Raw genomic sequence first — 25,487 nt, 5'->3', positions numbered from 1 at the left:
CAGTCATGACGACCTTCACCGAATCCCCTGCTGGGCTGCCGGACGATCCGTTGCGTGCCGGCGGCCACCCGCCTCCCGTCGATGCGGCCGACCCGCACCACGAACCGCCGCCCGCGATTACCGCCGGCTTCGAAGTGCGCGTGCAGTACGCACCGATCGACGCAGGCGCGGAGCTTGCGCCGATCGTTCGCAATCCGAATGTCGGCGCGGTCGTGAATTTTCTCGGGGTCGTGCGTAACGAAGGTGATGTCGACGATGTCGTCGCGCTCGAGGTCGAGCACTACCCGACGATGACCGAGCAGGCCCTGTGGAGCATCGTCGAGGAAGCCAGCGCGCGCTGGCAGCTCGAAGCGGTGAAGATCGTGCATCGCGTCGGGCGCATCCCGCTCGGCCAGGCCGTCGTGCTGGTCGTGGTGGCCGCCGCGCATCGCGCGTGCGCGTTCGATGCGTGCGAATTCCTGATGGACTTCCTGAAGACCCACGCGCCGTTCTGGAAGAAAGAGATCCGGCACGACGGCGAATCCGGCTGGGTCGAGGCGAAGGCGCACGACGACCAGGCGATGCGGCGCTGGGGCTGAGCCGGTCCGCCGCGCGTTTTCCGATTCCGCCGACTCCATTCAAGACATCGCAATGAAACTGACGATCAAATACTTCGCAAGCATTCGCGAACAACTAGAGCGCGACGAGGAAACCGTCGAGGTCGACGCACGCGAACTCACCGTCGACGCGCTGCGCAGCACGCTGGCCGCGCGCGACGCCCGCAGCGCGGACGCGCTGCGGATGGACCGGCCCGTGCGCGCGGCCGTCAACCTCGAGATGGTGACGGGTGAATTCGTCGTGCGGGAGGACAGCGAGGTCGCGTTTTTCCCGCCGGTGACGGGCGGGTGACGTCGCGACGGGCGGGATCCCGCCGGTGCCGGATACGGGCCGGCGCGCGGCGGCTGCTTGCCCTTCGCGATACCGATCCCGGGTTCCGTCAGCCCGATGCGTACGCGCAGATGCCGTCCGGTTCCGCAGGCAACGCGCATCATCGCAATCGGCCCCGACCAGGACAGGCCCGTCGCTGGCAATGTTTCACGAACGGGGTTCGGCCCAACGAAATTCGGACGGCGACATGCTCTCCCAGCGGATGAGTGCACGGCGGAAATTCCCGAGACTGTCGTAGCCGAGCAGGAATGCAATTTCCTGCAGGCCGAGCTTTCCCGACTTCACGCGCTCAACCGCCAGCGCGTGGCGCACGCTTTCGAGGATCTCTCGATACGACGTTCCGTCGTCGGCCAATCGCCGGTCGTCGCGCTGATTCCGCCGCTTTGGCACCGGCCGATGACTCCCAAGGGACTTGCATGGGATCGCATCCATGCGACGGAGCCGGAACGACGCCTCGCGGCCGACGCCAATGTGCGCAGCGGTATGACGGGGTTCGTGGCCGCGACGTGATTCAAGCTTCGCGCGGGCACGACTATCGTAGCGCAGCGGACATTGCCAGCGCCGTTGTCGGTCCGGGCCAAGCTCACATGCGTTCCCTCGCGGAATCACTTCATGCAACGGAAGAGAACACGCGTACGCCCCTGACTCCGAGAGGCCGGACTTTGAAATGCGTCTTCATCGGCATCGCGGGGAACGAGATTTTTCCCTGCGCTCTAACGTGAGCGAAATTTCCAGGAGATCACTTGCGAGTACTTGTGCCTGTTTCGCTTGCTCCGCGTGGCGCTTGAGGTCTTCCAACGGCGAACCCAACTGATCCTCCGTTCCACCCATGAAAATCAGAACCGCAGCGTTGGCGTGGGCGCGGGCACGCGCGGCATGGAACTGAGCTTTCCGGACACGTGAGCCGATCAGGTCTATGTGAGCGCGAGTGCTCGGAAAATGCGCGGTCGGCAGCCTCGAGTGCCGAACTTCGAGACTTTCGAGTTCGGAGACACTCGCTTCCGCTCTGACGGCAGAAATGGTAGCGGCGAGGACCACATCGGCCCCGCTCGGATCCTCGACAAGAACGCTCGACGATTGAGGGCCGATTGGCTTGCGATTCGCCGCGGAAATGCAACTCGAAACCCGAGCACGAATGCGTCCCGACGCAACGCGAATTCGGTCGAGCAACAAGGATATGGACATGGCAGGGCACAAGCCTATGCATGAACCGGACCGGCACTCAGCGGCCAACGACCGTATTCGGGATGATGCGTGACGACGGACGATGGCATGGCAAGTCAACTCAGTGCGTCGGCTGCCGATGATGCCGCCGGCTCCGCGAGCCGATTCGACCGGTGGATCAGGAACTGCTCCCTTGCTCGGCCGGCGATCCACCGAGGCTCTCGTCCCCGCCCGCTCCATAAGGCGCCCGACTCCGGATCACGATACTTTACCGTGGCCGGGCCGCGACGCTTGCCGCGACGCAGCTTGAGCTTGCGCTCAGAGAACAGGTCCTCCGGCATCAGGTCGAATTCCTCGATCAATTTTTGTATTTCCTTGACCGCACTCGCCAATTCCTGAGTGCGAGCAAGCTCAGCCTGCTTTTGAAGTTCCTGAATCTGCTCTTTCAAATCACGGTAGCTTTGCATATCGTATTCTCGAAGAGAAGAGAGCCAGGCACTCGCCTTGGTTCTCGGATGTTGCGATCATTAAATATAGGTATGCGAATTATATGAATCAGACGCACCACACCCGTATGGAATCAAAAGCGCGATCGAGAGCGGGATCGCAAACCGCCTGCGCCGAGATCTCGCGAGTCGCCGAACACAGGCAGGGCCGGCGACAGATTACCGGCTCCGTGCCCTGGTGTTCGATCCCCGCTGGGGACGACGACCGCATTGGGTGATTCTGGCAGAGGCAGTCGCTGGCGCGCTTGCGCGGCGCGCCTCGTTCACGGTCGACTCCGCATCTGCCAGAGCGGATCTGGTCATCCGGGACGCCATCGACGTTCAGCGCGCTTCATTGATTTCCCTTCAGCTTCAGCCACACCTTGTTACGCAGTTGAATCGCTGCAGGTGAACACATCTTGTAAGGCTTGAGTCGATCCTTATACTGCTCCGGCGTCTTGATCGCAGGATTGTCATGCAGTGCAGGATCGATGTAGCGCTCCGATCCGGTAATCTCGTTGCTGTACCGTAGCGCGTTCGTCACCAGCGCGATGTTCTCGGGTCGCATCATCCAGTCGATGAACTTGTAGGCCGAGTCGACATTTCGCGCTTTTGCCGGAATAAGCAGGCTGTCCATGAACAGTCGGACGCCCTCTTTCGGATACACGAATCGGATAGTCGGCAAGCGATCCTGTGCTCGCGCAGCCGCACCGTTCCAGACGTGCTGAACGATGATTTGCCTGGAAGCGAGACGATCGACCGTTCCGTCGTTGCTATAGGTCTTCACGAATGGCTTCTGCTTCTGCAGCACGTCGAGGACGCGTTTCGCATCGTCGGGGCGCTCGGTGCATTCATCCTGTCCCAGATACCAGCTCGCTGCCATGTACAGTTCCTCCTCGACGTCCAGATCGCCGACCTCGCCGCGAAGTGCGACGGGGGGCTCGAAGAACGACTTCCAGCTATCGTCGAGGCGTCCGCCCGGCACACGCGCGCTGTCGTAAGCAAACCCGGTCAGGACGACCGTGAAGGGCATCGCGTAGTCCCGCTGGGGATCGAACGACGGATGACGGTACTCGGGCTTGATGTTTGCGACATTCGGCAACTTGCGCTTGTCGAGCTTGAGCAGAAGGCCCGACTTCACGAGCACCGGAACGTAGTAGTCTCCGGCGACCACAACGTCGTACCCCCCTCCTCCTGCCTGCAGTTTCTGGGTCAGCGCTGCATCGCTCGCATAGGTGTCGAGTGTCGTCTCGATGCCGGTATCAGCCTGGAACTTCTTGAGCAAATTGACAGGCAGGATGTTCGGCCAGCTTCCGATATGCAGCTCGGCGGCCTGGGTCGTGACAGCGGCAAGAAGCAACATCGCACCGATTGTTTTTTTCATGCTGTTCCTATTGCGTGGAGATTGGCGTGGTGTATTTCGGACTGCTCGGCTCGGGATCTTCTTTTACCTCGAGCACCGATGATCCAGACTACCGTCAGTTGTATTGTCGAGAGGCCGATGACGACGGTTGACACGGCGCTGACCTTGGGTGTGATTCCGATCTTCAATGCACCGAAGATATACATCGGCAATGTGGTCATGCCGGCGCCGGCGAGAAAGTAGCTGGTGACGTAATCATTCATCGACGCGACGAATGACAGCAAAGCCCCTGCGATGATGCCGGGTAGCGCCAAAGGCGCGGTAATTTGCCGAAATGCAGCCCATGGCGTGGCCGACAGGTCCGCGGCCGCCTCGAGCAGCGTGCGATCGATCGTCTTGAGTCTTGCTCTGATCGGCAGATAGGCAAGCGGCACACTGAACACCACATGAGCAAACAGAACGGCGCCGAATCCAAGCTCTGACTCGAACATCGAGAACAGCATCATGGTCGCGATCGCCAGCACGATTTCAGGTATCGCGAGCGGAAGCGCAATGACGAGTCCGACCGAATCGAAACCACGCCGCTCACTTCTCGACCACCAGGCGACCGCCGCGCTCGTCGCGAGCGTGGTGGAGAGCACCGTCGACGCCAGCGCCAGCAACAGTGAATTCTTCGCGGCACGGACCAGTGTCGGATCGGACCAGGCCTCAACGTAACCTCGAATGCCAAACCCGTCCCATATGAGGGCCGACGGGCCGACGTTGAAGCTCATCGCCATCACGGTCAGCATCGGCAGATAGAGGAACACCAGCACCGCGCACGCGATCGTTGCGGTCAGCGGAAACCGGCGCAGTTCAGGCGAAATCATGAATGCGCTCCTGCCGCTGGAACAGCGAACCGAGTCGAGACGCGAGCATCGCCAGAAGCACAACGGCGAGCAATGCGAACGACATCGCGGCGCCCAAAGGCCAATCCCGTCCGCCGGCAAACTGGAAGTCGATCAGATTGCCGATCATGAAAGCGTGGTTACCGCCGAGCAGACCCGGGATCGTATAGGAACCCAGCGCCGGAACGAAGACGAGCCCGATTCCTGCCATGATGCCCGGACGGCAACACGGTACGACGACATGGACCAGCACCGCCGGCTTGTGTGCCCCCAGATCGTAGGCCGCTTCTGCCAACCGCCAGTCGAAGTCATCAAGCGCAGCGAAGATCGGCAGGACCATGAACGGCGTGAACGCATAGACGAGACCGATCAGCGTCGCAAGATCGGTGTAGAGCAATCCGAGCGGGCCATGCATGAGGCCGGCTCGGGACAGCATCTGATTCAAGAGGCCGTCGTCCGCAATGACGATGATCAATCCGTACATCTGGACGACGACGCAGGTCCAAAACGGGATCGTGATCAGGATCAGCAACGCGGCCTTCCACTTCAGGGAGCGCGTCGCCATGAACAGCGCCGTCGGGAACCCGATCAGCAGACATCCCGCGGTGGTCAGTACGGCCATGGTCATCGACCTGATGAAAATGGCGAGATATCCCTGCTGAAGGACGCGTCCCCCATCCCAGTCCCGATCGAAGACAATCCGCTCATATGCGCCGGCAGTGAAGTCGCCCCACGAGACGCCGCCGAAGTCGCGCGGTGCACTGAGCGAGACCACTGCCAGAACGATCATCGGAAGGACAACGCCCGCGATCATGACGAGCGCCGTCGGCCTGGCCATTGGCCGCCATGATTTCAGCAGATTGAGTATTCGGACTCGGCGCACTGCCAACTACCTCAAATCATTCAGTTCGATTGGCAAGAAGCGTACCAAATCGATGGCATCATTTATAGTCGGCATGTGTGCCGATCACGCCAATGTGTTATCCCTGTGTGCCATTTCCATTATAAATTTGAGGAAATGTATTTTATTGCGGATTATTGCATATATAGAAATTCCCGCGCTCGAGTCTTACTGAGGGCGCCATCCACAATATTCGGGGCTAACCGAATATTTCGTCTAAATATTCGGTCACGGTGCACAGCGCCATGCGCCGACGCCAAACCGGTAATTCGCGGGGTGTGCGACGACGTCGCCGGCAGAATCGCTTGACTCCAGCCTCCGGAGCGAACGCGTGGATGCCACGGTTTCCATGCAGCCCCAACTACTCCATAGCGAACAACAAGCGACGCACTTCAACTGGCTCAATAACACTCACAATAATTCTGTTGACGGATGTTCGTTATAGTGCTTCGTTGACCAGCACGGCTATCTGACACCTGCGATCACGTTCGTTGGAGAATTTGCAAAAATCGTGAGATAGTTATCCGAGTTTCGCCACGCAAATTTCACATAACGAGAAGAGAGACGGTAAAAACATGGCCACTGCTGAGCAGCTAGAATACCGACCGATGACCGAGCGCGACGTCGGCGCTTTTTATGATGTGCGATTCTCCGTGAGCGAGAATAGAATCCATCCCCACCAGGTTCATCTTCTGAACCGCAACCTCCTGATCGAGAAAATCAGGCAGGGCGGTGGCTGGATCTGTGAATGTGGCGACGAGGTCGCCGGGGTCTGTCTGCCGGTCATCACCGAGACGCCGTTCATCTCGGCCTTGTTTGTGGCACCGCGGTTCCATGGTGTCGGCATCGGCCGCGAGCTGCTTGCCCGTGCGCTTACATGGCTGAAAGACAAGGGAGTGAATCATGTCACCCTTGTGACCGATCCAGGCTCGCGGGCCGATGGCTTTTACCAGCGTCTTGGGTGGAAGCGCGGCGAATTGGACGAGTACGGGTGTCAGGTCGTATTTACAAAGTTGCTTGTGGACTAGAATCCAAGGAGTCGAATGAAGCCGGTAGCCGACGCGATTCGCCGCACTGCTGCGCAATGTCCAGCGCCACTGCACACCATCTTCATCACGCTCGATTTGATGAAGCGCATGGGTGTTCCGGTCGACGTCCTGCTGAAAGGCACCGGCATTTCTCCTGCTGACATCGAGCGGCCCGGTGCAATGGTGACGCATGCACAGGAAATGGTCCTGTTTGCGAATGCGCTGGAAGCGACCGGCAACAGCGCGATCGGACTGCATATCGGATATGCGATCCCGGTGACGTCGTACGGCCTGCGCGGCCACGCAATGCTGGTGAGCCCGACGTTGGGCGATGCGCTGCGCATGGGCTTCGAGCACCCGTTGCTCGGGATCAGTTATTTCAGAATCCGGATAACCACAATAGGCGAGACTGCGAGGATTATAGTCGGCGGCTATACCTATCGTACCGACCTGCTTGTCGTAAATACCGACATGGTATTTACCGCTTTACGTCGACAGATACGCGATTTGATCGGACACAATCCCGTTTTTTCCAGAATAGGGTTTGTTTTTCCCGAGCCGCCACACGCGAGTTCTTACGCCGAATATTTTGACTGCCCCATCGAATTCGAGGCCGACGAAAATTACCTCGAATTCAGCTCATCGGTGCTGGAGACTGCCCTTCCGCTCGCCCATCCGATCGAATTCGAAGTCGCAAGGAAAGCATGCGCGAAGCGTGAATTTGAACTGGCGCACTGGGTTCCGTCCGACCTCATCGGGCGGCTGCTCGCTCTTATGTATGACGACCCTACGTGCCAGGATATCGCGGAACAATCCAGAAAGCTTGGAATGTCAATGCGAAGTTTGCAGCGGAAGCTTCAGGAAATGGGGACATCGTTTAGCGACCTGTATGATATTGTCCGACAAGATCTGACGTCGCGGTATCTTGCGGAAAAGGAATACACAATCAAGGAGATAGCAGCCAGATTGGGGTATAAGAATTCCTCCGCATTCAGTCGCGCAATGAAACGATGGTCAAGATTGTCACCTGAATGATCGCGACATTTCCGACGAGGCGCCCGTCACGAGGGCCGTCTTCTGACCTCGGCCCTTACGCCACGACACAGAGGGCATTCGTCGGCGGATTTCCTGGCGTGCTCCGATGAAACGGACAAGCTATCCGAATACCCGCGCCCATACCGCCCGAAGGCGTCGCGCGCGGTCTTCGAGGAGATAGGAGGCCGCCAGCGTCAGGAGACCTGAAATTGCGCCCGTCACGATGTGCTCGAGATAGGGGATGCGGTAGTGGCTCGTGTGCGAGTAGGCGTCTCCCAACGTCGTCAGGCAACCGACGATCAGCGCATTGCCGTATCGATGCGCATAGAGTTTCGCCACGGGCGTGAACGTCAAAAGGACGGCCAGAAGTCCGGTAAGCAGACCTGTATGAAATGCGATAGTCCAGTGGGCAACGCTCATGATGTTGCCCCAGCTCCCCGGCATGCAGGTCATGCACGCACTGGTCGGCTGCCAGAAGCGCTGGATAAACAGTCTGACGCGGTGCTTCCACTCGGTTGACATGATGCATTCCCGTCGATGCCGTTGTCATGGCCAACGCCGCCACACGTATCGTTGAAGCAGTTTCCACACCCTTCAACGAGCTTGCTGCCCCCGCCATGGGCGGGCCGGCCGTAGGCCAGAGAGGCAGAACAATAACCCGGACATGGGGGGAATACTACTCCACGACCGGAGGGCCGCTGCTTCGACCGAGGCCGGCATTCGACGCTCGCGTCTGTCGGTGCGATCCTGTCCATGACGGGCATCGGGCGTCGGGCGTTCGCGCGAAGTCGCCGTCCGGCGTCAACGGTAAATTCAGCCGGTCCATGCGACAGCGCGATGGAATCGTTCAGCCAGTGTATCGACGTTTGATGCCCTGCCTGGCCGGCGAACGTCCCCGTCATATAGAATGATGCGCTTTGCCCGTACGCCCATGTGGTTCAAGAATCTTCAGCTTCATCGTCTTCCGGCCCCCTGGGCCGTGACCCCCGACCAGATGGAAGCCTGGCTGGCGCCCTACGCGTTTCAGCCGTGCAACAGCATCGAGATGCAGCGCTTCGGATGGGCGTCGCCGCGTGACGACGGCGCGCTTGTGTATTCGAACAACCGGCAGATGCTGCTGGTGTTTCGTTCGGAAAAGAAGCTGCTCCCGGCGTCGGTCATCAATCAGGTGACCAAGGCCCGGGCGCTCGAGGTCGAGGAGCAACAGGGCTTCAAGGTCGGACGAAAGCAGCTGCGCGAACTCAAGGAGCAGGTCACCGACGAACTGCTGCCGCGCGCGTTCAGCATTCGCCGCGATACTCGCGTGTGGATCGATACGGTGAACGGCTGGCTCGTCATTGATGCGGCTTCACAGGCGCTCGCCGACGAGATCCGCGGCCTGCTCGTCAAATCGATCGACCAGTTGCCGCTCGCCGGCGTTCAAGTGGCGCATTCGCCGGTTGCCGCGATGACGGACTGGCTGCTGTCCGGCGAGGCGCCGGGCGGATTCACTGTGGACCAGGACGCCGAGTTGCGTTCGAGCGGCGAAGGCGGCGCAACGGTGCGATACGTCGGCCACGCGCTGGAAGCGAGCGACATGCGCCGGCACATCGAGGCCGGCAAGCAATGCATGCGCCTCGCGATGACCTGGAACGACCGGATCTCGTTCGTGCTGACGCCGTCGCTGACGATCAAGCGCGTGACGCCGCTCGACGTGATCAAGGAGGCGGCGGATCCCACCGCGCAGAACGACGACGAACGCTTCGATTCGGACGTCACGCTGATGACGGGTGAATTGGCGCGGATGCTGGCCGATCTCGTCGACAGCCTCGGGGGTGAGCAGCAGCACGACTCGATTCAAAAGGCCGCTGCCTGAACGCCGTCGGTTGTCGCGGATCATGGCTCGGTGACGACGAGGCTGCGCGCTGACGCGATGTTTCGAGGAGACCTGTCGCCGCGCCGGCGACGGGTCGCACCTCAATGACGATCGTCGGGATCAGTCGTCAACGACGACCGTTTCCGATTCGACTTCCGACATTCATCAAGAGACCGAAGCAACATCTATCGACGGCTTGCGACAAGAGTCGCTGACGCGAGTTCTCCACGATTCGCGAGCAGATTCGGCAACAGACAGGACGGGCAAAGCGAGGCAACGCTCGACGCGAAGCGGTGTGACAAAGGCCGCGGCCCAATGCTTCTTCCAGCGAGTGCTCCGCACCGGACAAGATCGTCACCTATCCGGAGCTCGCAAGAGTGAGCATGTTTTCGTCAGAACGGCTGCGCGCATGAACAACCGCGCCGAGAACAGTCATCAGCCCAAGCGCGAACTCAAGCTATGCATGCGCGGCTTTCGACTGCCGGAGCGGACGCAGGCATTCCTGCCGTGCTTCGCTCCGATTCGCCAACACATCGCGTTCAGTCGTCATTTGCTGCGGACTTCACGCCACCGCAAGCAACTTCGCGACGCGATTCGAAACCCGGCGCCTTTTCACCGGTATTACCCCGAATCCGTGCGGCGACGCCTGCATGGCAGCTTCAACAGTGTGGTGTCGTCCTGCCAACGCCAACGTGGCAAAGCTCATCGCACTCCCCCCGCCAAACCAAAAACAAAGCCGGCCCCAAGCCGGCTTCGTCATGCCCCCTCGAGCAACAACACGCCCCCGTCACTTCATGCAAGCCGACGCGAGCTTCCCCACCGCAATCACCGCCTGCTCGATCTCCGGCGACCAAGGGCTGCTGTAGTTCAGCCGGATGAAGTTCCGGTAGTTGTCCGTGATCGAGAACATGTAGCCGGGCCCGATCGTGATGCCCTGCTCCAGCGCGAGCTGGTACAGCCGCATCGCGTCGACCTGCGCGGGCAACTCGACCCACAGCACGTACCCCCCCGCCGGGCTCGAGATGCGCGTGCCCTCCGGGAAAAACCGCGACACCATCGCCCGCATCAGGTTCGCCTGCTGCGCATACGCCTTGCGCAAGCGCCGCAGGTGATGCTCGTAACCGTCGCGTTCGAGAAACTCCGCGATCGCGAGTTGCGGCAACGACGGCGTCGCAAGCGTGTTCAGGAATTTCAGCTTCTCGACCTGATCGCGATAACGGCCCGGCAGCGCCCAGCCGATCCGGTACGCGGCCGTCAGGCTCTTCGAGAACGACGAGCAATGCAGCACGATCCCGTTGCGGTCATACGACTTCAACGAACTCGGATGCGCATCGCCGAAATACAGTTCGTTGTACACACCATTCTCGATGACCGGCAGGTCGGCCTTCGTCGCGAACTCGACCAGTTCGCGCTTGCGTTCGTCGGGCATCTGGAAGCCGAGCGGGTTCTGGAAATTCGGCATCACCATGCACGCGGCGATCGGCTGCGACTTCGCGATCGCGGCCAGCGCGGCGATGTCGATCCCGTATTCCGGATGCGTGGCCACCTCGATCGCCTTCATCCCCATCCGCTCGATCGCGTGCAGCATCGCGTAGAACGTCGGCGATTCCACCGCGATCGTGTCGCCCGGCTTCGCCACCGCCTGCAGGCACAGGTTGATCGCCTCCGTCGCACCGACCGTCACGATGATCTCGTTCGGGTCCACCGACATCCCGTTTTCCAGGTAGCGCCGTGCAATCTGCCGGATCAGCCGTGGATGCCCGGGCGGCAATCCGTCCGTCACGCCCCACAGCGACTTGTCGCGGCCGGCCGCATACGCGTAGCGGTTCAGCTTCTCGAACGGGAACAGGCTCGGGTCCGGGTACGGCGAGCCGAGCGGCACGGCGTCGTCGGTGCCGATCGAACGCAGCGTCGACAGCACGAGCCGGCTCACGTCGACCGACGACGAGATCGCGATCGGCTTCGACGGTCGCAACTCGCGCACCGGCGCATGGCCGTCGTCGCGCCGCAGGTTCACGAAATAGCCGGACTGCGGGCGGCTTTCGAGCAACCCGCGGCTTTCCAGCAGCAGATACGCGTGCAGCACGGTCGTGATGCTGATCCGGTGCTGCTGGCTCGCCTGCCGCACCGACGGAATCCGGTCGCCGTGCCGGTACACGCCCTGGCGGATCAGGCGCTCGATGTCGTCCGCGAGTTTTTCATAGAGTTTCATCGGGTGCCTCCCGCCGGCCTGCGCAGCCGCCCCGCCCCGCTGCGCTCATCCGATACGCACGGGTTCCGCCCGTCGGCCGGGCCATCGTGATTCCTGATCTTTCCCTCCGGTTTTGCCTTTTCCATCGCACTGGCTCGCTCTTGAAGATGCGCCAGCAGGGTTCCGGTACGACTGGATCTGCGGCACTGTGCCCTTGATGGTGGAATCTTAAGAGCAGAACAGTTGGCGACGAGTACACACATCGTTCGCGCGAACAAGAGTACAGTTCGGCGCGAATCGCGCATCGTGGGCGAACTGTACGTCTTATGAAACGGCCGGGCCGCCGCAAGCGGCGCACAGCGTGGCCGGATCGGCCCGGAACGCCCGCCGCACGGCCTTCCGCCCGGCTGCATCAATTGGGGTGCAATACTGTGCGTCCGCTCGGTTTTCATTCCCGGAGTCAGACCATGCAGTACACGATCGAACAGGCACCCAACCTCGGCGGCGTGATCCGCGCTGCCCGGAACGTCCGGAAATGGCGCGGGAACGATGCGGCCGGCACCGGGGCCCGCGGATGACTGATCGCGCCCTCGTCGACCAGCTCGTCGCGCGGCTGACCAGCCGTGCCGACCATCAGCGCTTCGCCGGCGCGCCGATCGACCTGTCGACACTCGACGCGCACGCGCTCGGCGCGGTCTGGCCGGCCCTGCGCCGTGTCGAGTACGAGATCATGGTGCACGACCAGGCATTCGAGGATCCGCGCGCCGATTTCGCGCGCTGGCTGCACCGGCAGATCGATGCGCTCGGACTCGTGCCGCTCGTCGACGCCGATGCCGCGCTCGAACTGTTCCGCGACATCCCGGCCGGCGGCTGGAAACGTGCACTGGAGGAATTGCCCTGCCTCGACGCGCTGCCGTCGCCCGCGCTGCAGGCCGAACTCGCGCGCATCGCGGGCGAGCCGGAGGAAGGCGACGAGCGCACCGCGTCCAGCACGTATGGCGTGTATACGCTCGACCGGTTCGCCGGCCGCCGCGACTTCTCGGCGCGACGCGACGCGTATGCGCAGGCGCTGGCGGATTCGCCGTTTCGCGTGCGCGAACTCGACGTGCTGCCCGAACTCGGGCTGGCCGGGCTGCTCGCGCTGGCCGCGACGAACAACGGTTATTTCGCGCCGAGGCGGTTGTGGCTCGACTTGAGCGATCCGGCCGTCACGCTCGCGGAAGACGCCGCGTATGTCGCGTTCGCGCGCGATGCGCTGACGGAAGCCGCTCAACGACTGGCGGCGCTCCATGCGGGCGCCGTCCCATACGAGGCCGATCGTGCTTTCACGACCGACGACGCGCAGGTCGTCGCCCGGGCCGCCCGCGTGGCCGCCTATCGCGACGAAGCATGGCTGCGCCCGCTGATCGGGCCGCTGCTGACCGGCGTGTGCGTCGCGCCGACGGCCGCGAAGACCGCGCCGTCCCAGTCGCTCGCGATCGCGCTCGGCCACGCGGTCGAGACGATCCCGACCCCCGAGGGCGTGCGCGCGCTGCGCGATGCACTCGCCATCGTGCGTCACGCGGGCGTGCAGAAGAAGCTGGCACGCAACCTGAAGCCGGCCGAGCGCGCGCTCGGCGAGCGGCCGCACACCGCGCTGCGCATGACGCTCGACGCGAAGCCCGACAAGAAACAGCTCGCGATGCTCGCGACCTGCATGGAAGCCGGCTTCTGGCAGTCTATGACGCTCGGCCACGCCGAATGGCGCGAACGCCTCGTCGATGCGCCGGCCGGCGCCGTGTTCGCGGCGCGCACGATCTGGCACGCGCGCGGCCGCGATGGGTCGACGCAGTCGTTCATGCCCGAGATCGCAAAGGGCAAGGTCGTGCTGCGCGACGCGGCCGGGCACGCGATCGACATCGCCGGCGACAGCGACATCCGGTTATGGCACCCGCTGCTGGCCGATGCGGACGAGCGGCTCGCGTGGCAACGCGCGATCGTCGGCCGCACGCTGCGGCAGCCGGTCAGGCAGGCCTTCCGCGAATACTACGTACCGGCCGACGGCGACGCGTCCGCCAGCGATTCCGCGATGTTCGAAGGCCACGTGCTGTCGAGCCGGCAGCTGGTCGGCGTCGCGCGTCGCGAAGGCTGGTCGATCCGCGCGTACGACGACGGGCTCGTCCGAGAATTCGGCGACGTGCGCGCGACCTTCTTCGTCGATGCGCGGCTCTATCCGGGCTCGGAAAGCCACGGCACGTCGCGCCGGCTGCACTTCGAACGCCGGCACGACCGGCACTGGATACCGCTGCCGATCGGCGAAATCGATCGTGTGGTGTTCTCGGAAGTGGCGCGCGCGGTCGATCTGCTCGTCAGCGTCGCCGCGTTCGCGCTCGACGACGACGCAACCCGCGCGGCGACGGCCGCGCTCACGGCCGACCCGGTGCGCCAGCGCGAGCGCGAAACACAACGCTGGCAGCGCCTGAACCGGTTGTCGGACGTGCCGCTGGGCACGATGGCGCGGCATCGCCGGCACGTGCTGTCGCTCGTGTTCGCCGGGCCGGTGGCGCAAGGGAAGATGACGATCGATGAACGGCATGTGCGCGTCGGCGCGTGGTCGGTGCATTGCGCGACCGGGCGTGTGATGCGCGACGGCGAACCCGTCGATGCGGCGATCGAGCCGCCGCCATCGCCGCTGCGCGCGGTGCCGTGGCTGCCTTACGACGAAGCGCTGCTGCAGCGGATCGTCGACGTCGTCGCGGGGTTGCTCGATTGAGCGGACGCCGTCAGATCGAACCGAACAGCGCGCGCGGCCGGTCCTTCAGCGTGCCGGCGAGAATCCGCAGCCCGTTGACGAGTTCGTCGCGCGAGGCAGGGCACGCGAGGTTGATGCGCACGCCGTGCTCGATCTCCGCGCGATCGACCGCGAACGTCGACGACGGCATCACGATCACGCCGCGCGCCTTCGCGTTCGCGGCGAAGTCGTCGGCGCGCCACGGCGGCGGCAGGCGCAACCACACGAACATGCACGCCGGATCGGATTTCAGCTGCCCGGCCGGCAACAGCTCCCGCGCGAGATCGACGCGCGCGCGGATCTCCGCGAGTTGCGCGCCCATGATCCGCTCGGCGGTGCCGTCCTCGATCCACACGGTCGCGATCAGCATCGACGTGGGGGCCGGCATCCATGCGGTCGTGCGCACCGCCTCCGCGCACAGTGCGACGCTGTCGCGCGGGCAGCTCAGGTAACCGAGGCGCAGCCCCGGCGCGAGGATCTTCGACGTCGCGCCGATATGAAACGTCAGCTCGGGGCACAGCCCCGCGATCGCCGGCAGCCGGTCGCGCACGAGCGGGCCGTATACGTCGTCCTCGATGATCGTCACGTGATGGCGGCGCGCGATGTCGACGAGCGCCATCCGGCGCGCGAGGCTCATCGTCGTCACGGTCGGGTTCTGCAGGTTCGGCACGACGAAGATCGCCTTGACCGGCATGCGCTGGCAGATCCGCTCGATCTCGTCGGGCAGCAGGCCGTCGTCGTCGGCCGGCGCGCTGACGATCTCGAACTGGAATACCGGCGCGAGCGCCTTGAGCCCGTAATACGTGAGGCGGTCGGCCACGATCACGCCGTCGGTGCCGATCAGGCTGTTCAGTACCGCGTACAGCCCGTGCTGCGCGCCGCTCGTGACGACCACCTGGTCGCGCGACGGCGCGAAGCCCGGCGCGGCGAGCCACTGCGCGCCGGCGGCGCGCGCCCAGTCGGGGCCCTGCGGCGGCTGGTATTCCTGGAGGGCGGCGAAACGCGGGTCGTTCGGCAGCGTGCCGAACGTCTGCGCGAGGCTCGCGAGAAACTCGCCGGTGGCCGGGCGGTTCACCGTCAGGTCGATCACGCCGTTGCCCGCCGCGAGCGACGCGCGGGCCGGCTCGATGCTCGGCATCGCGCCGCCGGTGACGAGCGAGCCGCGCCGTTTGCTGCCGATCACGAGGCCGCGCAACTGCAATTCCTTGTACGCCCGGGACACGGTCGACACGTTGATGCCGAGCTCGGTCGCGAGCTGGCGCTGCGGCGGCAGGCGGCTGCCCGGCGGATACATGCCGCTGCGAATTTCCTCCTCGATCGAGCTCGATACCTCGACGTAGGTCGGCCGCTTCGCCTGCGCCGGCGCGCCGCCGTCGCGCTCGCCGGAAAGTTTGTCTGATGCCATTTATCGCCCGTGACCACACAAAAAGCGTTTGTCTGCCATTTTGACCTGCCCAGCGATTGTATCCGACATCCCCTCCCCGTCAAACGTCAGCTGAAAAGTCTGTCGAATCAGTCAGTTGGAATCGGGTAAACACCAGCGCCACACAATCTCATTTTGATTGCACACAAAAATTTACTGTGTGATTCTTGATCGCAACTTTGTGTGAATCATGTGGACCGGAGGGAACGCGTCATGGCGAATGTCGCCATCGTGGGTGCAGGCTTCATCGGGCTCGGCGCGGCTGCATGGCTGCAGCGCGACGGGCATCGCGTGACGCTGTTCGACCCGGCCGGCATCGGCCAGGGCGCGTCGTTCGGCAATGCCGCGACGTTCGCGCCGTACGGCTGCGTGCCGGTGAACGGCCCGTCGGTGTTCCGCGACATGCCGCACTTCCTGTTCGCCGCCGACAGCCCGCTGCGCATCCGCTGGCCGTACCTGCTGCACGGCGCGCCGTGGCTCGTGCGGTTCCTGCTCGCATCGACGCCCGCGCGCCACGCACACAGCGCGACCGCGCTGGCCGCGCTGCTGTCGCGCGCCGCCGACGGTTATGCGCCGCTGCTTGCACCGTCGCGGCTCGCCGCGTTCGTGCGGCCGCGCGAATGCCTGTACCTGTATGCGCGGCAGGCGTCGTTCGACGCCGCGCAGCCGTCGCTCGCGCTGCGGCGCCGGCTCGGCGTGCCGTTCGAGACGCTCGACGCGAGCGCAATCCGCCGGCTCGAGCCCGCACTCGCGCCGATCTTCACGCGCGGCGTGCTGTTCGTCGGAAGCTGGCACTTCTCCGATCCATGCGGATTCCTCGGCGCCCTGTTCGCGCACCTCGCCACCGGCGGCGCCGCGCTCGAACGCACGCGCGTCGAACGGATCGAGCCCGCCGGCGACAGCGTGACCGTGCATGCGGGCGGCGCCGTGCGCACGTTCGATCACGTCGTCATTGCCGCCGGCGCCCGCTCGCGCGCACTCGCGGCCGCGTGCGGCGACACGGTGCCGCTCGATACCGAGCGCGGCTATCACGTGCAGTTCGGCGCGCACGAGCCGATCGTCTCGCGGCCGGTCGGCTGGGCCGAGCGCGGCTTCTACATGACACCGCTCGACGAAGGGCTGCGCGCGGCCGGCACCGTCGAACTCGGCGGCTTCGACGCGCCGATGAATCCGTCGCTCGTCGCGCTGCTCACGCGTTCCGCGCGCGAAGCCGTGCCGTCGCTCGGCGCACCGACGCGCAGCTGGCTCGGCTTCCGGCCGACGCTGCCGGACGGCGTGCCCGTGATCGGCCGCGCGCGGCGCAGCGCGCGCGTGATCCACGCATTCGGCCATCAGCATCTCGGCGTGACGCTCGCCGGCATCACCGGGCAAATCGTCGCCGACCTCGTCGCCCAGCGCGCACCGCCGCTGGACCTCGCACCGTACCGGGCCGCGCGATTCTGACGCGCGCCGCGATTTTCACCACTGCAAGGAGGCATCCATCATGAATCGTCGTAACTGGCTGGTTTGGCTGGCCGTCTGCTCGATCGGCACGGTCGGCGCATCCGCGCAGGCCGCGGACCCCGAAACCGTCAAGATCGGCTTCGCCGGCCCGCTGACGGGGCCCGTCGCGCGCGTCGGCAAGGATCTGCAATACGGCGCGCAACTCGCGCTCGACGAAGAGAACGCGAAACATCCGACCGTGGGCGGCAAGCCCGTGCGCTTCGTGCTCGACGTGCAGGACGACCAGGCCGATCCGCGCATCGCGATCCAGGTCGCGCAGAAGCTCGTCGACGACGGCGTGGTCGGCGTGATCGGCCACTACAACTCGGGCTGCAGCATTCCCGCGTCGGCCGTCTACAAGCAGGCGAACGTCGCGATGATCACGCCCGGCTCGACCAATCCGCAACTGACGATGCAAGGCTTCAAGAACGTGTTCCGCACGATGGGGCACGACGGCGTCGGCGGCGTGGTGGCCGGCCGTTTCGCGGTCGAGCAGCTGAAGGCGAAACGGATCGGCATCATCGACGATCGCACCGCGTTCGGCCAGGGTCTCGCCGACGCGTTCGAGAAGGGCGTGAAGGATGCGCACGGCAGCATCGTGTCGCGCGAATACACGAACGACAAGGCCGTCGATTTCCGCGCGATCCTGACGACGATGAAGAGCAACAACGTCGACCTGCTGTTCTTCGGCGGCCTCGACGAACAGGGCGCGATGCTCGTCAAGCAGATGCGCTCGCTCGGCATCCGCGCGCAGCTGTTCGGCGCCGGTGCATTGAAAAGCAATGCATTCCTGAAGATCGCCGGCACCTCAGGCGAAGGCACGCAGGATCTCGAACCGGGGCCGGCGCTCGACAAGCTGCCTTCCGCCGTCGCGTTCGCGCAGCGCTACAAGGCACGCTTCAACCAGGATGTGGAGCTCTATGCGCCGTTCTCGTACGACGCGGCGCTCGCGATGATCGCGGCGGTACGCAAGGCCGATTCGCTCGATCGCGGCAAGATCGTCGCGAGCCTGCCCGGCGTGTCGGTCACCGGCGTGACCGGAAAGATCTCGTTCGACGAGCGCGGCGACCTGATCAAGCCGCCGTACACGCTGTTCCGCGTCGAACAGGGGCAATGGCACAGCATCCGCACGGTCGGCGGCGCGTCGAACTGACGCGCGGCGGCGCGACCGGGAGCCACGCTGTCATCGCGCCGCCTGCTGCCGCTGCACCTCCTGCGCTTTCATCTGCAGATACGCGCCGCGCTCGACCTCGTGCAGCTGCTGCGGATACTGCTCGGTCGCGTCGAACCAGCGCGCGAGGCGCTGGTCGAGCGGCTTGTCGAGCGTCGCGAGATACGCATCGATCGCGAGGTAGTAGCGCATCGTGTTGCGCTCCAGCAGCCCGCGCACGCCGCCGACGTACTGCGGCTGCGCGGCCGATCCGCCCACGTTCGTGAAGCCGACCTTGTCGCTGCCGACGGTCGCGAGGTAGGTCTTCATCGCCATGCGGCCGACCGTGCCGAAACCATACGAATACGTGAGATGCAGGAACGTGCGCGACGCGCCGACCGGCACGGCCTCCAGCGCGATCCGGTAATCCTTCGTGCCCATCGGGCCGCTGTCGGCGGTCAGGTCGACCTGGAAATAGTCGGGCGATGCGGCCGCCACGCGATAGCGGAACTGCACGCGATAGGTGTCGGACAGCTTCTGCTGGATCTTGCGGCCGAGGTTCACGTCGAGCACCGGGCCGTTGCCGCCGCCCGATGCATGACAGTATTTCGTGTTCAGGTGCAGGATCAGCACCGCGCACCAGTTCGCGGGGCCCTGCGCGGGATCGTCGAGCTGCCCGCTCACGACCGAGAACGGATAGTCGACCACCGCGTAGATGTCGCCCTTCAGCGACGACGATGCTTCCGCCGATTCGAGCACCAGCGGCCGATGAAACGCGTTGTCCTTCAGTTGCGCGCCGAGGCTGCGGTAACGGTCGAGCAACGCCGCCGCATCGTCCGCGCCGAACGACAGCGCGCTCCAGCCCGTACACAGGGCCGCGACGAGCGCGTACCGGGCGCAGCGAGCCAGCCACGTGCCGCGCGGATGTCCGGATGTCTTCATTCTTGTGCTCCCGCCTGGCGCGCGAGGGTCGCGCACCTGTGTCACAGAATACGCCTGGCCGCAGCGCAACATTGCATGCGAAAAGGCCGCTATCGACGCCGCTTCACCGGTACCGGCAACTGCGCGGCGGTGATCCGGATCAGCGCCGACAGCCATTCGCGATCGTCCCAGCGCTCGCCCGAGATGACGAGGTGCGGCTTCGCGCCCGGATACGGCGAGCCTTCCTCGCACGTGCCGAGAAACGCACGGCCTTCGGGCGTCGGCTTGACGAACAGCCGATCGTCGCAGACGAGCGCCGCCATCTTGCCGTCGCAATAGATACCGTACTCGCCGAACATCTTGCGCGCCGATACCGTGCCGGCCGCCGCCATCTGTTCGACGATGAAATCGACTGTGCCCTGGCTCGATGCCATCCCTGCTCCTTGCAAAAGGTGTATGACCGCAGCGTGTGCCCGACCGTTCCGCCTGATCGACGGATGCGCTGCGGTGCGTCATCCATTCGTCGGCGGAACACGCATTCGGGTGCATTCAGGCACGTGCAGGCATTCCCGGCCCGTAACACGCTGCGTGCCGGGTCGTGTCGTTCCGTGTCGCGACAGTCACATGACGGCGCGCGGCCGAGCGAGACGACCGCGATCGACGACGTAACAAAGCGACAACGCCCGCCTACGAACGCAATGCCGACGGCGCGACGCCCAGCCAGCGATGAAAGCTGCGCCGCATGTTTTCGGTATCGCCGAAACCGCACTCGTTCGCCACGCGCTGCAGCGACGCCGCCCCGCTTTCGAGCGCCGCGCGAGCGGCTTCCACGCGCAGTTTCTCGACGGCCTTGGCCGGCGTGAGGCCGGTTTCCGTCTGGAACGCCCGCGCGAACTGACGCGGGCTCATGCACGCCTGCTCGGCCAGGTCGCTCACACGCAGGCGTGCGCCGAGATTGCGGCGAATGTGGTCCAGCAACGGCTTGAAGCGCCCTTGCGCGCTGTCGAGTTCGATCAGCGCCGAGAACTGCGACTGTCCGCCGGGGCGACGGTAGTACACGACCAGACGTTTCGCGACGGCGCGCGCGAGCCGCTCGCCGCGATCCTCGCCGATCAACGCGAGCGTCAGGTCGATGCCGGCCGTGATGCCGGCGCTCGTCCAGAACGGCCCGTCGTTCACATAGATGCGATCGAGCGCGAGCCGCACCTGCGGAAACGCCCGCGCAAACCGCTCGCCGCAGCCCCAGTGCGTGGTCGCCAGCCGGCCGTCCAGCACACCGGCGGCGGCCAGCAGCAGGCTGCCCGAACAGACACTCGCCACGCGGATGCCGCGCGCCGCGCAGCGCCGGACGAACGCGCACGTCGCCGCGTCGGCCATCGCGGCATCGACGCCGTCGCCGCCCGCGACCAGCAACGTGTCGAGATCCGCCGCATCCGGCAACGGTTCGGCGTGCCAGCTCACGCCCGACGAACTGCGCACCAACCCCGGCTGCGCCGCGACGATGCGAACCGCGTAATACGGCGTGCGCGCGTAGTCGGCCATCTCGAACGCGGAAACGGGCCCGGCGGCATCCAGCACCTGGAAACCGGGATACACGAGCATGGCGACGCGATGGGTCATGGCAGAAAGTGCGGGAGAAATGACATTGCGACGGACAGCGCGCGGCGCGATGCTACACGCCGCTCATACCTGGGGAGATCGTGATGGCCACCACGCCGTTCATCGTCGTTTTCGCATTGTTCGATCATGTCACGCAGCTCGATTTCACCGGGCCGGACGAAGTGTTCTGGCGTCTGCCGGGCGCGCGGATCCGGCGGGCCTCGGTGCGCGGCGGATCGATTCGCGCGGACAGCGGCCTGACCGTTGCCGAGGTCGAGCGGCTCGCCGACATCGCGCACGCCGATCTCGTCTGCGTGCCGGGCGGGCTCGGCGTGATCGATGCGATCGCCGACGCTGCATTCGTCCGCGAGGTGCGCCGGCTCGCGCTCGGCGCCCGCTATGTTACCTCCGTGTGCAGCGGATCGCTGGTGCTCGGCGCGGCCGGGTTGCTGCAAGGCCGGCGGGCCGCCTGCCACTGGGCGTGGCGCGACCTGCTGCCGCCGTTCGGTGCGATCGTCGACGAAGGCCGCGTCGTGCGCGACGGCCCGGTCGTCACGGGCGGCGGCGTCACCGCCGGCATCGACATGGCGCTCTCGGTGATGGCCGACCTGGCCGGCCCGGCCTACGCGCAAGCGGTGCAGCTCGGCATCGAATATGCGCCCGAGCCGCCGTTCGACTGCGGACGTCCCGAGCGCGCCGCGCCGGACATTCTCGCGTCGGTGTCCGCGCTGTTCGAGCGCGTGCGGCCCGATCGTCATGCGGTCGTGGCGCGTGCGGCGCAGCGCCTCGCGCAGCCCGACGCGAACCGACAACCGGCATGACGCGCACGCGGGCCCTGCCGGATCGGCGCGACGTCGTTACTTGTCTGCCGCAAACGCGCTCGACATCTGCCGCGCCCGCTTCACGTCGTCGCCGTGCAGGTAGATCGACGTCGTCGAGATCGACGCATGCCGCAGGTTGTCGCGCACGGTCGTCAGCTCCGCGCCGCGCGCCAACGCATGCGTCGCATGCGTATGACGCATCCAGTGCGGGCTCGCCTGCCGCAGCTTCTGCGCGAGCGCGGGGTTGTCGGCCTCGACCTGATCGGCCGTCTGCGTGAAGAAACGCTGCATCACCTTCCACAGCCGCACGCTCGTGATCGCGGCCGCGCCGTCTTCCGCGAGGCTCGCGATCAGCGGCGTATCGGGCCGCCAGCGCACCGGCGTGACCGGCAGCCGGCGGGCGACCAGGTAACGGTCGAGCGCCGTGCGCGCGAGCGGCGGCAGCGCGACGCGCGCGGCCTTGCCGCCCTTGCCGACCACCTTCAGCCACGCGTCGCCGTGCGCATCCGTCTCGATGCCGCCGAGCGTCGCGCCGACCAGCTCGCTCGCGCGCAGCCCGGTCGCATATCCGAAATCGAGAATGAAGCGCAGCCGTTGCGCGGCGGCCGGCGTCCAGCCCGACTGCGGCGCACCGGCCGCCGTGCCGGTGCGGAACTCGAGCCCGTCGGCGATCGTGCGCACGAGCAGCCATTCGCCTTCGGTGAACGCGTGCGACGTGTCGAGTGCGTTCGCGCCGCGCGTGTCGCGCACCTTGACGCCCGCGAACGGATTCGCCAGCAGGTAGCGCTGTTCGATCAGCCAGCGAAACAGCGCGCCGAGCACCGACAGCGTGTACGCCGCCGAACGCGCGGACAGCGCGCCCGAGAACGGCCGCCAGTCGGGCGCGCCGCGCGGCCGCACGGGCCCGACCCAGCGTTCGTGCGGGCTCGGGCGCCGCACGAATGCGCGATACGCGACCGCGTCCTCGGTCGTCAGGGACGACAGCGCGCGGCCGCGCTCGACGATCGCCCACAGGATCAGCCGCTCGGCCTCCTTCCGGTACGCACGCCGCGTCGCGGCCGATTCGTGCAACGACAGCCACGCGTGCACGGCCGCGTAATCGTTGTCCGCATCGAGCGTGCTGGTCGCGCGCGGCGCGCGGAACGTGCCGGCCGAGCCGTCGACCTCGTGCGGCAGCTTCAACTGCTCCCACGGCACGATGCTGCCGCGCGGCGTCGCCGCGATCAGCGCGCGCGCACGTTCGGTCAGGTCCGGATGCGCGGCGAAAAACGCCTCGATGTGCCGCGCACCGGCCACGCCGAGGCCCGCGATCGCACGCCACCACTGGCGCCGGCGCGGAATCCGCACCGTGAGATCGGCGAGCGTCGCGATCCCGTGCGCCCGCAGCGCGGCGACCGCACGCGCGGGCAGCCACAGGCCGACGTCGTCGCTGATCTGCGGGACCGGCGCGCGCGCATGACGCAGCAGTCCGATCGCTTCGGCGGCCGCCTTCGCCTCCCGAATACGCTCACCGTCGGGATGACCGAGACGCTCAGCGAGATCGGGCCGGCCGGCCTGTCGCGCGACGCGCACGAGGCGGCGGCGAATCCCGCCGATCACGCCGCGCGCCGAGCGCCCTTCGCCGAGACGATCGGGCAGGTAGCGTTCGACGGCCTGGCGCACGGTCATGCCCGCGTACCATGCGCGCAGCGCGGCCAGTTCGTCGGCGTCGGGATAACCTGCGGGCGCAGGCGCGGAATCGGAGGAAGGCGGTGAGGCGAGGCGCGGTTTCATGGGCGCCAGTTTGACAGAAGCGCGCGCGGCCGGATACGTCGCGCACGGCGTTCCGGGGGCGGCAGGCGCCGAGGCGCGCAGGAAAGATCGCAGCGGTGACGCGTAGCCCGAACGAATGCGAGGATCGATCGAATTGCGGTCGTTTCACCCGTTTCATCGCTGTGGAATCGACTGCCGTGCGGATCGACATGTCACGCCCCGATACGAGTCGCGATATCGTCGATCCGCGTGCGACACCGAAACCAAACGGGAAACGAGCGCTTGGTACACGCCTGCTATGCTGCGCACTGCATTCGCACGCCATTCGTCCGCCGCTTCCTTGCATGACGCTGCGGCGCGCGGGTTCCGCACTGAATTGCGCCGAGCGCCCCTACGATCCGCCGCAGGCCGCCGACGGTTTCGCAACAGCGTCAACGCATGTCGATTTCCGGCCGTCGAACAACAAGATCCATACCGACAAGCACACCAATTCCATGACATTCCGACTTCTCGCCGCGCTCGCTGCCGCGGCCTTGAGCTGCGCCGTGCTGCCCGCTGCCCACGCGCGCACCTATGTCCCGCCGACAGCGTCGTTCGGCAACGGGCCTTATGTGCATCGGTTCGTGCTGCGCGACCCCGTCACGCACCGGCCGCTGCCGAATGTGCGATACCGGTTGCTGCTGCCCGGACACGCGATCGCGGGGCTGCCGCCCCATCAGGCAGGCGGCGACAGCGTCGTGTTCGGCACGACCGATGCCGCCGGACGCACCGTGCGGATCCGCCTGCCCGCGCGGTACCCCGAGAGCCAATGGGCGCTTCAGCCTGTCGTGGGCGAAGGCGACAGCGGCGGGACGTTTCAGGTGATCGACGAAGATACCGGGCGGCCCTACGGCCATTACCCGTACGTACTCGACGTGACGGGGGAATACCTCGTCTGCGGGCGCATCGATGCCAACGGCTACACCGTCTTCGTGCAGTCGAACGTGGACCGCAAGCTCAGGTTGCGTCGCACGGTATTGCGCGCGCCGGCGGACACCGACTGGTGTGCGGGGCCCGGCACGGACATCGCCAACCATGCCGGCGATCCGGGCACGCCCGATCTCTACACGCAGTATCTCGGCAGCCTGGTCGCCGACGGCCGGCACCTCGGCCGGGCACTCCGGGAGCAGATCGCGGCCAAGATGATCGCGCTGGCGATTGCCGAGCGGGACGAAGGCCGCATCGACACCGCGCTCGACGCAGGCAATTTCTCGGGCGACCTGTTGAACGGCATCGGCTACGACCTCGTCAACGCCGGCCTGAAGATCGATCGTGCGATGGCGATGATCGATGCGCGCCTCGCGCAGTCACCCGATGACCCGTATGCGCTCGACAGCAAGGGCTGGGCGCTCCATCGCCTCGGTCGCGACGACGAAGCGCTGACGTGGTTCGACCGGTCGATCGCGATCCTCGCGAAGGAAGGCGACGCGGACAAGGACGTGCGCGAAGCCCATGCGATCGGGCTGACGCACAAGGGCGAAGCACTGTGGAAGCTGGGCCGCGCGGATGACGCGCGCGATGCGTTCGCGCAGGCGCGGAAGATTCAACCGGACAACGCGGACCTGAAAGAAACACTGAAGCGGCTGAACGTGGGGGCGAGCCCGGACGGCGCGGCGTCGCCCGGTACGAGCGGTACGAGCGGTACGAGCGGTACAAGCAGTACGTAACCGCACGCACGCGCCGCGCGCCGTGAT

22 protein-coding genes and 1 pseudogene are annotated in these 25,487 nt (G+C 65.4%); 11 read left to right on the top strand and 12 right to left on the bottom strand.

Annotation, left to right across the window (positions count from 1 at the left end):
- The first annotated feature begins 5 nt into the window (after positions 1–5).
- Entirely contained in the window at positions 6–578 is a 573-nt protein-coding gene (locus L810_RS08285) for a molybdenum cofactor biosynthesis protein MoaE (RefSeq protein WP_021157914.1), read from the top strand.
- Between the two features lie 52 nt (positions 579–630).
- Entirely contained in the window at positions 631–888 is a 258-nt protein-coding gene (moaD, locus tag L810_RS08280; RefSeq protein WP_021157913.1) for a molybdopterin converting factor subunit 1, read from the top strand.
- 186 nt (positions 889–1,074) lie between these two features.
- On the opposite strand, the gene L810_RS08275 is transcribed toward moaD, so the two are convergent.
- The 5 genes from L810_RS08275 to L810_RS08255 all read right to left on the bottom strand — a co-directional run bounded on the left by L810_RS08275 (position 1,075) and on the right by L810_RS08255 (position 5,640).
- The gene (locus L810_RS08275; RefSeq protein ID WP_230950883.1) at positions 1,075–1,359 is read right to left on the bottom strand and encodes a helix-turn-helix domain-containing protein; all 285 of its coding nucleotides are present in this window, start codon (positions 1,357–1,359) and stop codon (positions 1,075–1,077) included.
- Positions 1,360–2,207: 848 nt separating this feature from the next.
- Positions 2,208–2,558 (bottom strand): H-NS histone family protein, encoded by a 351-nt coding sequence (locus L810_RS08270; RefSeq protein WP_021157910.1) that lies wholly within the window; start codon positions 2,556–2,558, stop codon positions 2,208–2,210.
- Between the two features lie 370 nt (positions 2,559–2,928).
- Positions 2,929–3,960: an extracellular solute-binding protein gene (locus tag L810_RS08265; protein WP_021157909.1), complete on the bottom strand. Its 1,032-nt coding sequence runs from the start codon at positions 3,958–3,960 to the stop codon at positions 2,929–2,931.
- Positions 3,957–4,808, bottom strand: coding sequence for an ABC transporter permease (locus L810_RS08260; RefSeq protein ID WP_021157908.1), 852 nt, complete (start codon positions 4,806–4,808; stop codon positions 3,957–3,959). The genes L810_RS08265 and L810_RS08260 overlap by 4 nt, the downstream gene beginning before the upstream one ends.
- Positions 4,795–5,640 carry an ABC transporter permease gene (locus L810_RS08255; protein WP_042973805.1) on the bottom strand — a complete coding sequence of 282 codons (846 nt, stop codon included), beginning with the start codon at positions 5,638–5,640 and terminating at the stop codon, positions 4,795–4,797. Before L810_RS08255 ends, L810_RS08260 begins: the two co-directional genes overlap by 14 nt.
- Positions 5,641–6,302: 662 nt before the next feature.
- Here L810_RS08255 and L810_RS08250 point away from each other — a divergent pair.
- Positions 6,303–6,755, top strand: coding sequence for a GNAT family N-acetyltransferase (locus L810_RS08250; protein ID WP_042973776.1), 453 nt, complete (start codon positions 6,303–6,305; stop codon positions 6,753–6,755).
- A 15-nt stretch (positions 6,756–6,770) separates the two neighbouring features.
- On the top strand, positions 6,771–7,790 hold the full coding sequence (locus L810_RS08245; RefSeq protein WP_021157905.1) for an AraC family transcriptional regulator: 1,020 nt from the start codon (positions 6,771–6,773) through the stop codon (positions 7,788–7,790).
- 120 nt (positions 7,791–7,910) lie between these two features.
- Here L810_RS08245 and L810_RS08240 read toward each other — a convergent pair whose 3' ends face one another.
- Positions 7,911–8,312 carry a hypothetical protein gene (locus L810_RS08240; RefSeq protein WP_021157904.1) on the bottom strand — a complete coding sequence of 134 codons (402 nt, stop codon included), beginning with the start codon at positions 8,310–8,312 and terminating at the stop codon, positions 7,911–7,913.
- A gap of 409 nt (positions 8,313–8,721) precedes the next feature.
- Between L810_RS08240 and L810_RS08235 the strand changes: the two genes are divergently transcribed.
- Both L810_RS08235 and L810_RS48945 read left to right on the top strand, forming a co-directional pair.
- Positions 8,722–9,645 (top strand): recombination-associated protein RdgC, encoded by a 924-nt coding sequence (locus L810_RS08235; RefSeq protein ID WP_042973774.1) that lies wholly within the window; start codon positions 8,722–8,724, stop codon positions 9,643–9,645.
- 301 nt (positions 9,646–9,946) lie between these two features.
- Positions 9,947–10,280 (top strand): annotated as a pseudogene (locus tag L810_RS48945) (IS6 family transposase); the annotation flags it as partial.
- A gap of 152 nt (positions 10,281–10,432) precedes the next feature.
- On the opposite strand, the gene L810_RS08230 reads toward L810_RS48945, so the two are convergent.
- Positions 10,433–11,857 carry an aminotransferase-like domain-containing protein gene (locus L810_RS08230; protein ID WP_021157902.1) on the bottom strand — a complete coding sequence of 475 codons (1,425 nt, stop codon included), beginning with the start codon at positions 11,855–11,857 and terminating at the stop codon, positions 10,433–10,435.
- A 553-nt stretch (positions 11,858–12,410) separates the two neighbouring features.
- On the opposite strand from L810_RS08230, the gene L810_RS08225 reads away from it, so the two are divergent.
- Complete coding sequence (locus L810_RS08225; RefSeq protein ID WP_021157900.1) at positions 12,411–14,588, top strand: DUF4132 domain-containing protein; 2,178 nt, start codon at positions 12,411–12,413, stop codon at positions 14,586–14,588.
- 10 nt (positions 14,589–14,598) lie between these two features.
- Here the strand turns inward: L810_RS08225 and L810_RS08220 are convergent, their stop codons facing one another.
- Positions 14,599–16,011 carry an aminotransferase-like domain-containing protein gene (locus L810_RS08220; protein WP_021157899.1) on the bottom strand — a complete coding sequence of 471 codons (1,413 nt, stop codon included), beginning with the start codon at positions 16,009–16,011 and terminating at the stop codon, positions 14,599–14,601.
- Between the two features lie 231 nt (positions 16,012–16,242).
- On the opposite strand from L810_RS08220, the gene L810_RS08215 reads away from it, so the two are divergent.
- Together L810_RS08215 and L810_RS08210 are read left to right on the top strand one after the other, a co-directional pair.
- Positions 16,243–17,472: an NAD(P)/FAD-dependent oxidoreductase gene (locus L810_RS08215; protein ID WP_021157898.1), complete on the top strand. Its 1,230-nt coding sequence runs from the start codon at positions 16,243–16,245 to the stop codon at positions 17,470–17,472.
- Between the two features lie 40 nt (positions 17,473–17,512).
- Positions 17,513–18,664, top strand: a complete 1,152-nt coding sequence (locus tag L810_RS08210; protein ID WP_021157897.1) for a branched-chain amino acid ABC transporter substrate-binding protein — start codon at positions 17,513–17,515, stop codon at positions 18,662–18,664.
- A gap of 30 nt (positions 18,665–18,694) precedes the next feature.
- Here L810_RS08210 and L810_RS08205 read toward each other — a convergent pair whose 3' ends face one another.
- From L810_RS08205 to L810_RS08195, 3 genes are all read right to left on the bottom strand, one after another.
- Positions 18,695–19,603 (bottom strand): hypothetical protein, encoded by a 909-nt coding sequence (locus L810_RS08205; RefSeq protein ID WP_021157896.1) that lies wholly within the window; start codon positions 19,601–19,603, stop codon positions 18,695–18,697.
- Positions 19,604–19,692: 89 nt separating this feature from the next.
- On the bottom strand, positions 19,693–20,016 hold the full coding sequence (locus L810_RS08200) for a TfoX/Sxy family protein (protein ID WP_021157895.1): 324 nt from the start codon (positions 20,014–20,016) through the stop codon (positions 19,693–19,695).
- Positions 20,017–20,269: 253 nt separating this feature from the next.
- Positions 20,270–21,202, bottom strand: a complete 933-nt coding sequence (locus L810_RS08195) for a GlxA family transcriptional regulator (RefSeq protein ID WP_042973773.1) — start codon at positions 21,200–21,202, stop codon at positions 20,270–20,272.
- Positions 21,203–21,285: 83 nt separating this feature from the next.
- Here L810_RS08195 and L810_RS08190 point away from each other — a divergent pair, with 83 nt between their 5' ends.
- Entirely contained in the window at positions 21,286–22,002 is a 717-nt protein-coding gene (locus L810_RS08190; protein WP_021157893.1) for a DJ-1/PfpI family protein, read from the top strand.
- 36 nt (positions 22,003–22,038) lie between these two features.
- Here L810_RS08190 and L810_RS08185 read toward each other — a convergent pair whose 3' ends face one another.
- A complete protein-coding gene (locus L810_RS08185) occupies positions 22,039–23,775 on the bottom strand; it encodes a site-specific integrase (protein ID WP_021157892.1) in 1,737 nt (578 codons plus the stop codon).
- A 473-nt stretch (positions 23,776–24,248) separates the two neighbouring features.
- On the opposite strand from L810_RS08185, the gene L810_RS08180 reads away from it, so the two are divergent.
- Complete coding sequence (locus tag L810_RS08180; RefSeq protein ID WP_042973803.1) at positions 24,249–25,460, top strand: tetratricopeptide repeat protein; 1,212 nt, start codon at positions 24,249–24,251, stop codon at positions 25,458–25,460.
- Positions 25,461–25,487: the final 27 nt, after the last annotated feature.

Source organism: Burkholderia sp. AU4i (assembly GCF_000466765.1).
GTDB classification, from domain to species: domain Bacteria; phylum Pseudomonadota; class Gammaproteobacteria; order Burkholderiales; family Burkholderiaceae; genus Burkholderia; species Burkholderia cepacia.
The sequence above is the reverse complement of the archived record's forward strand: the minus strand, read 5'-3'. Positions and strand labels throughout refer to the sequence as shown.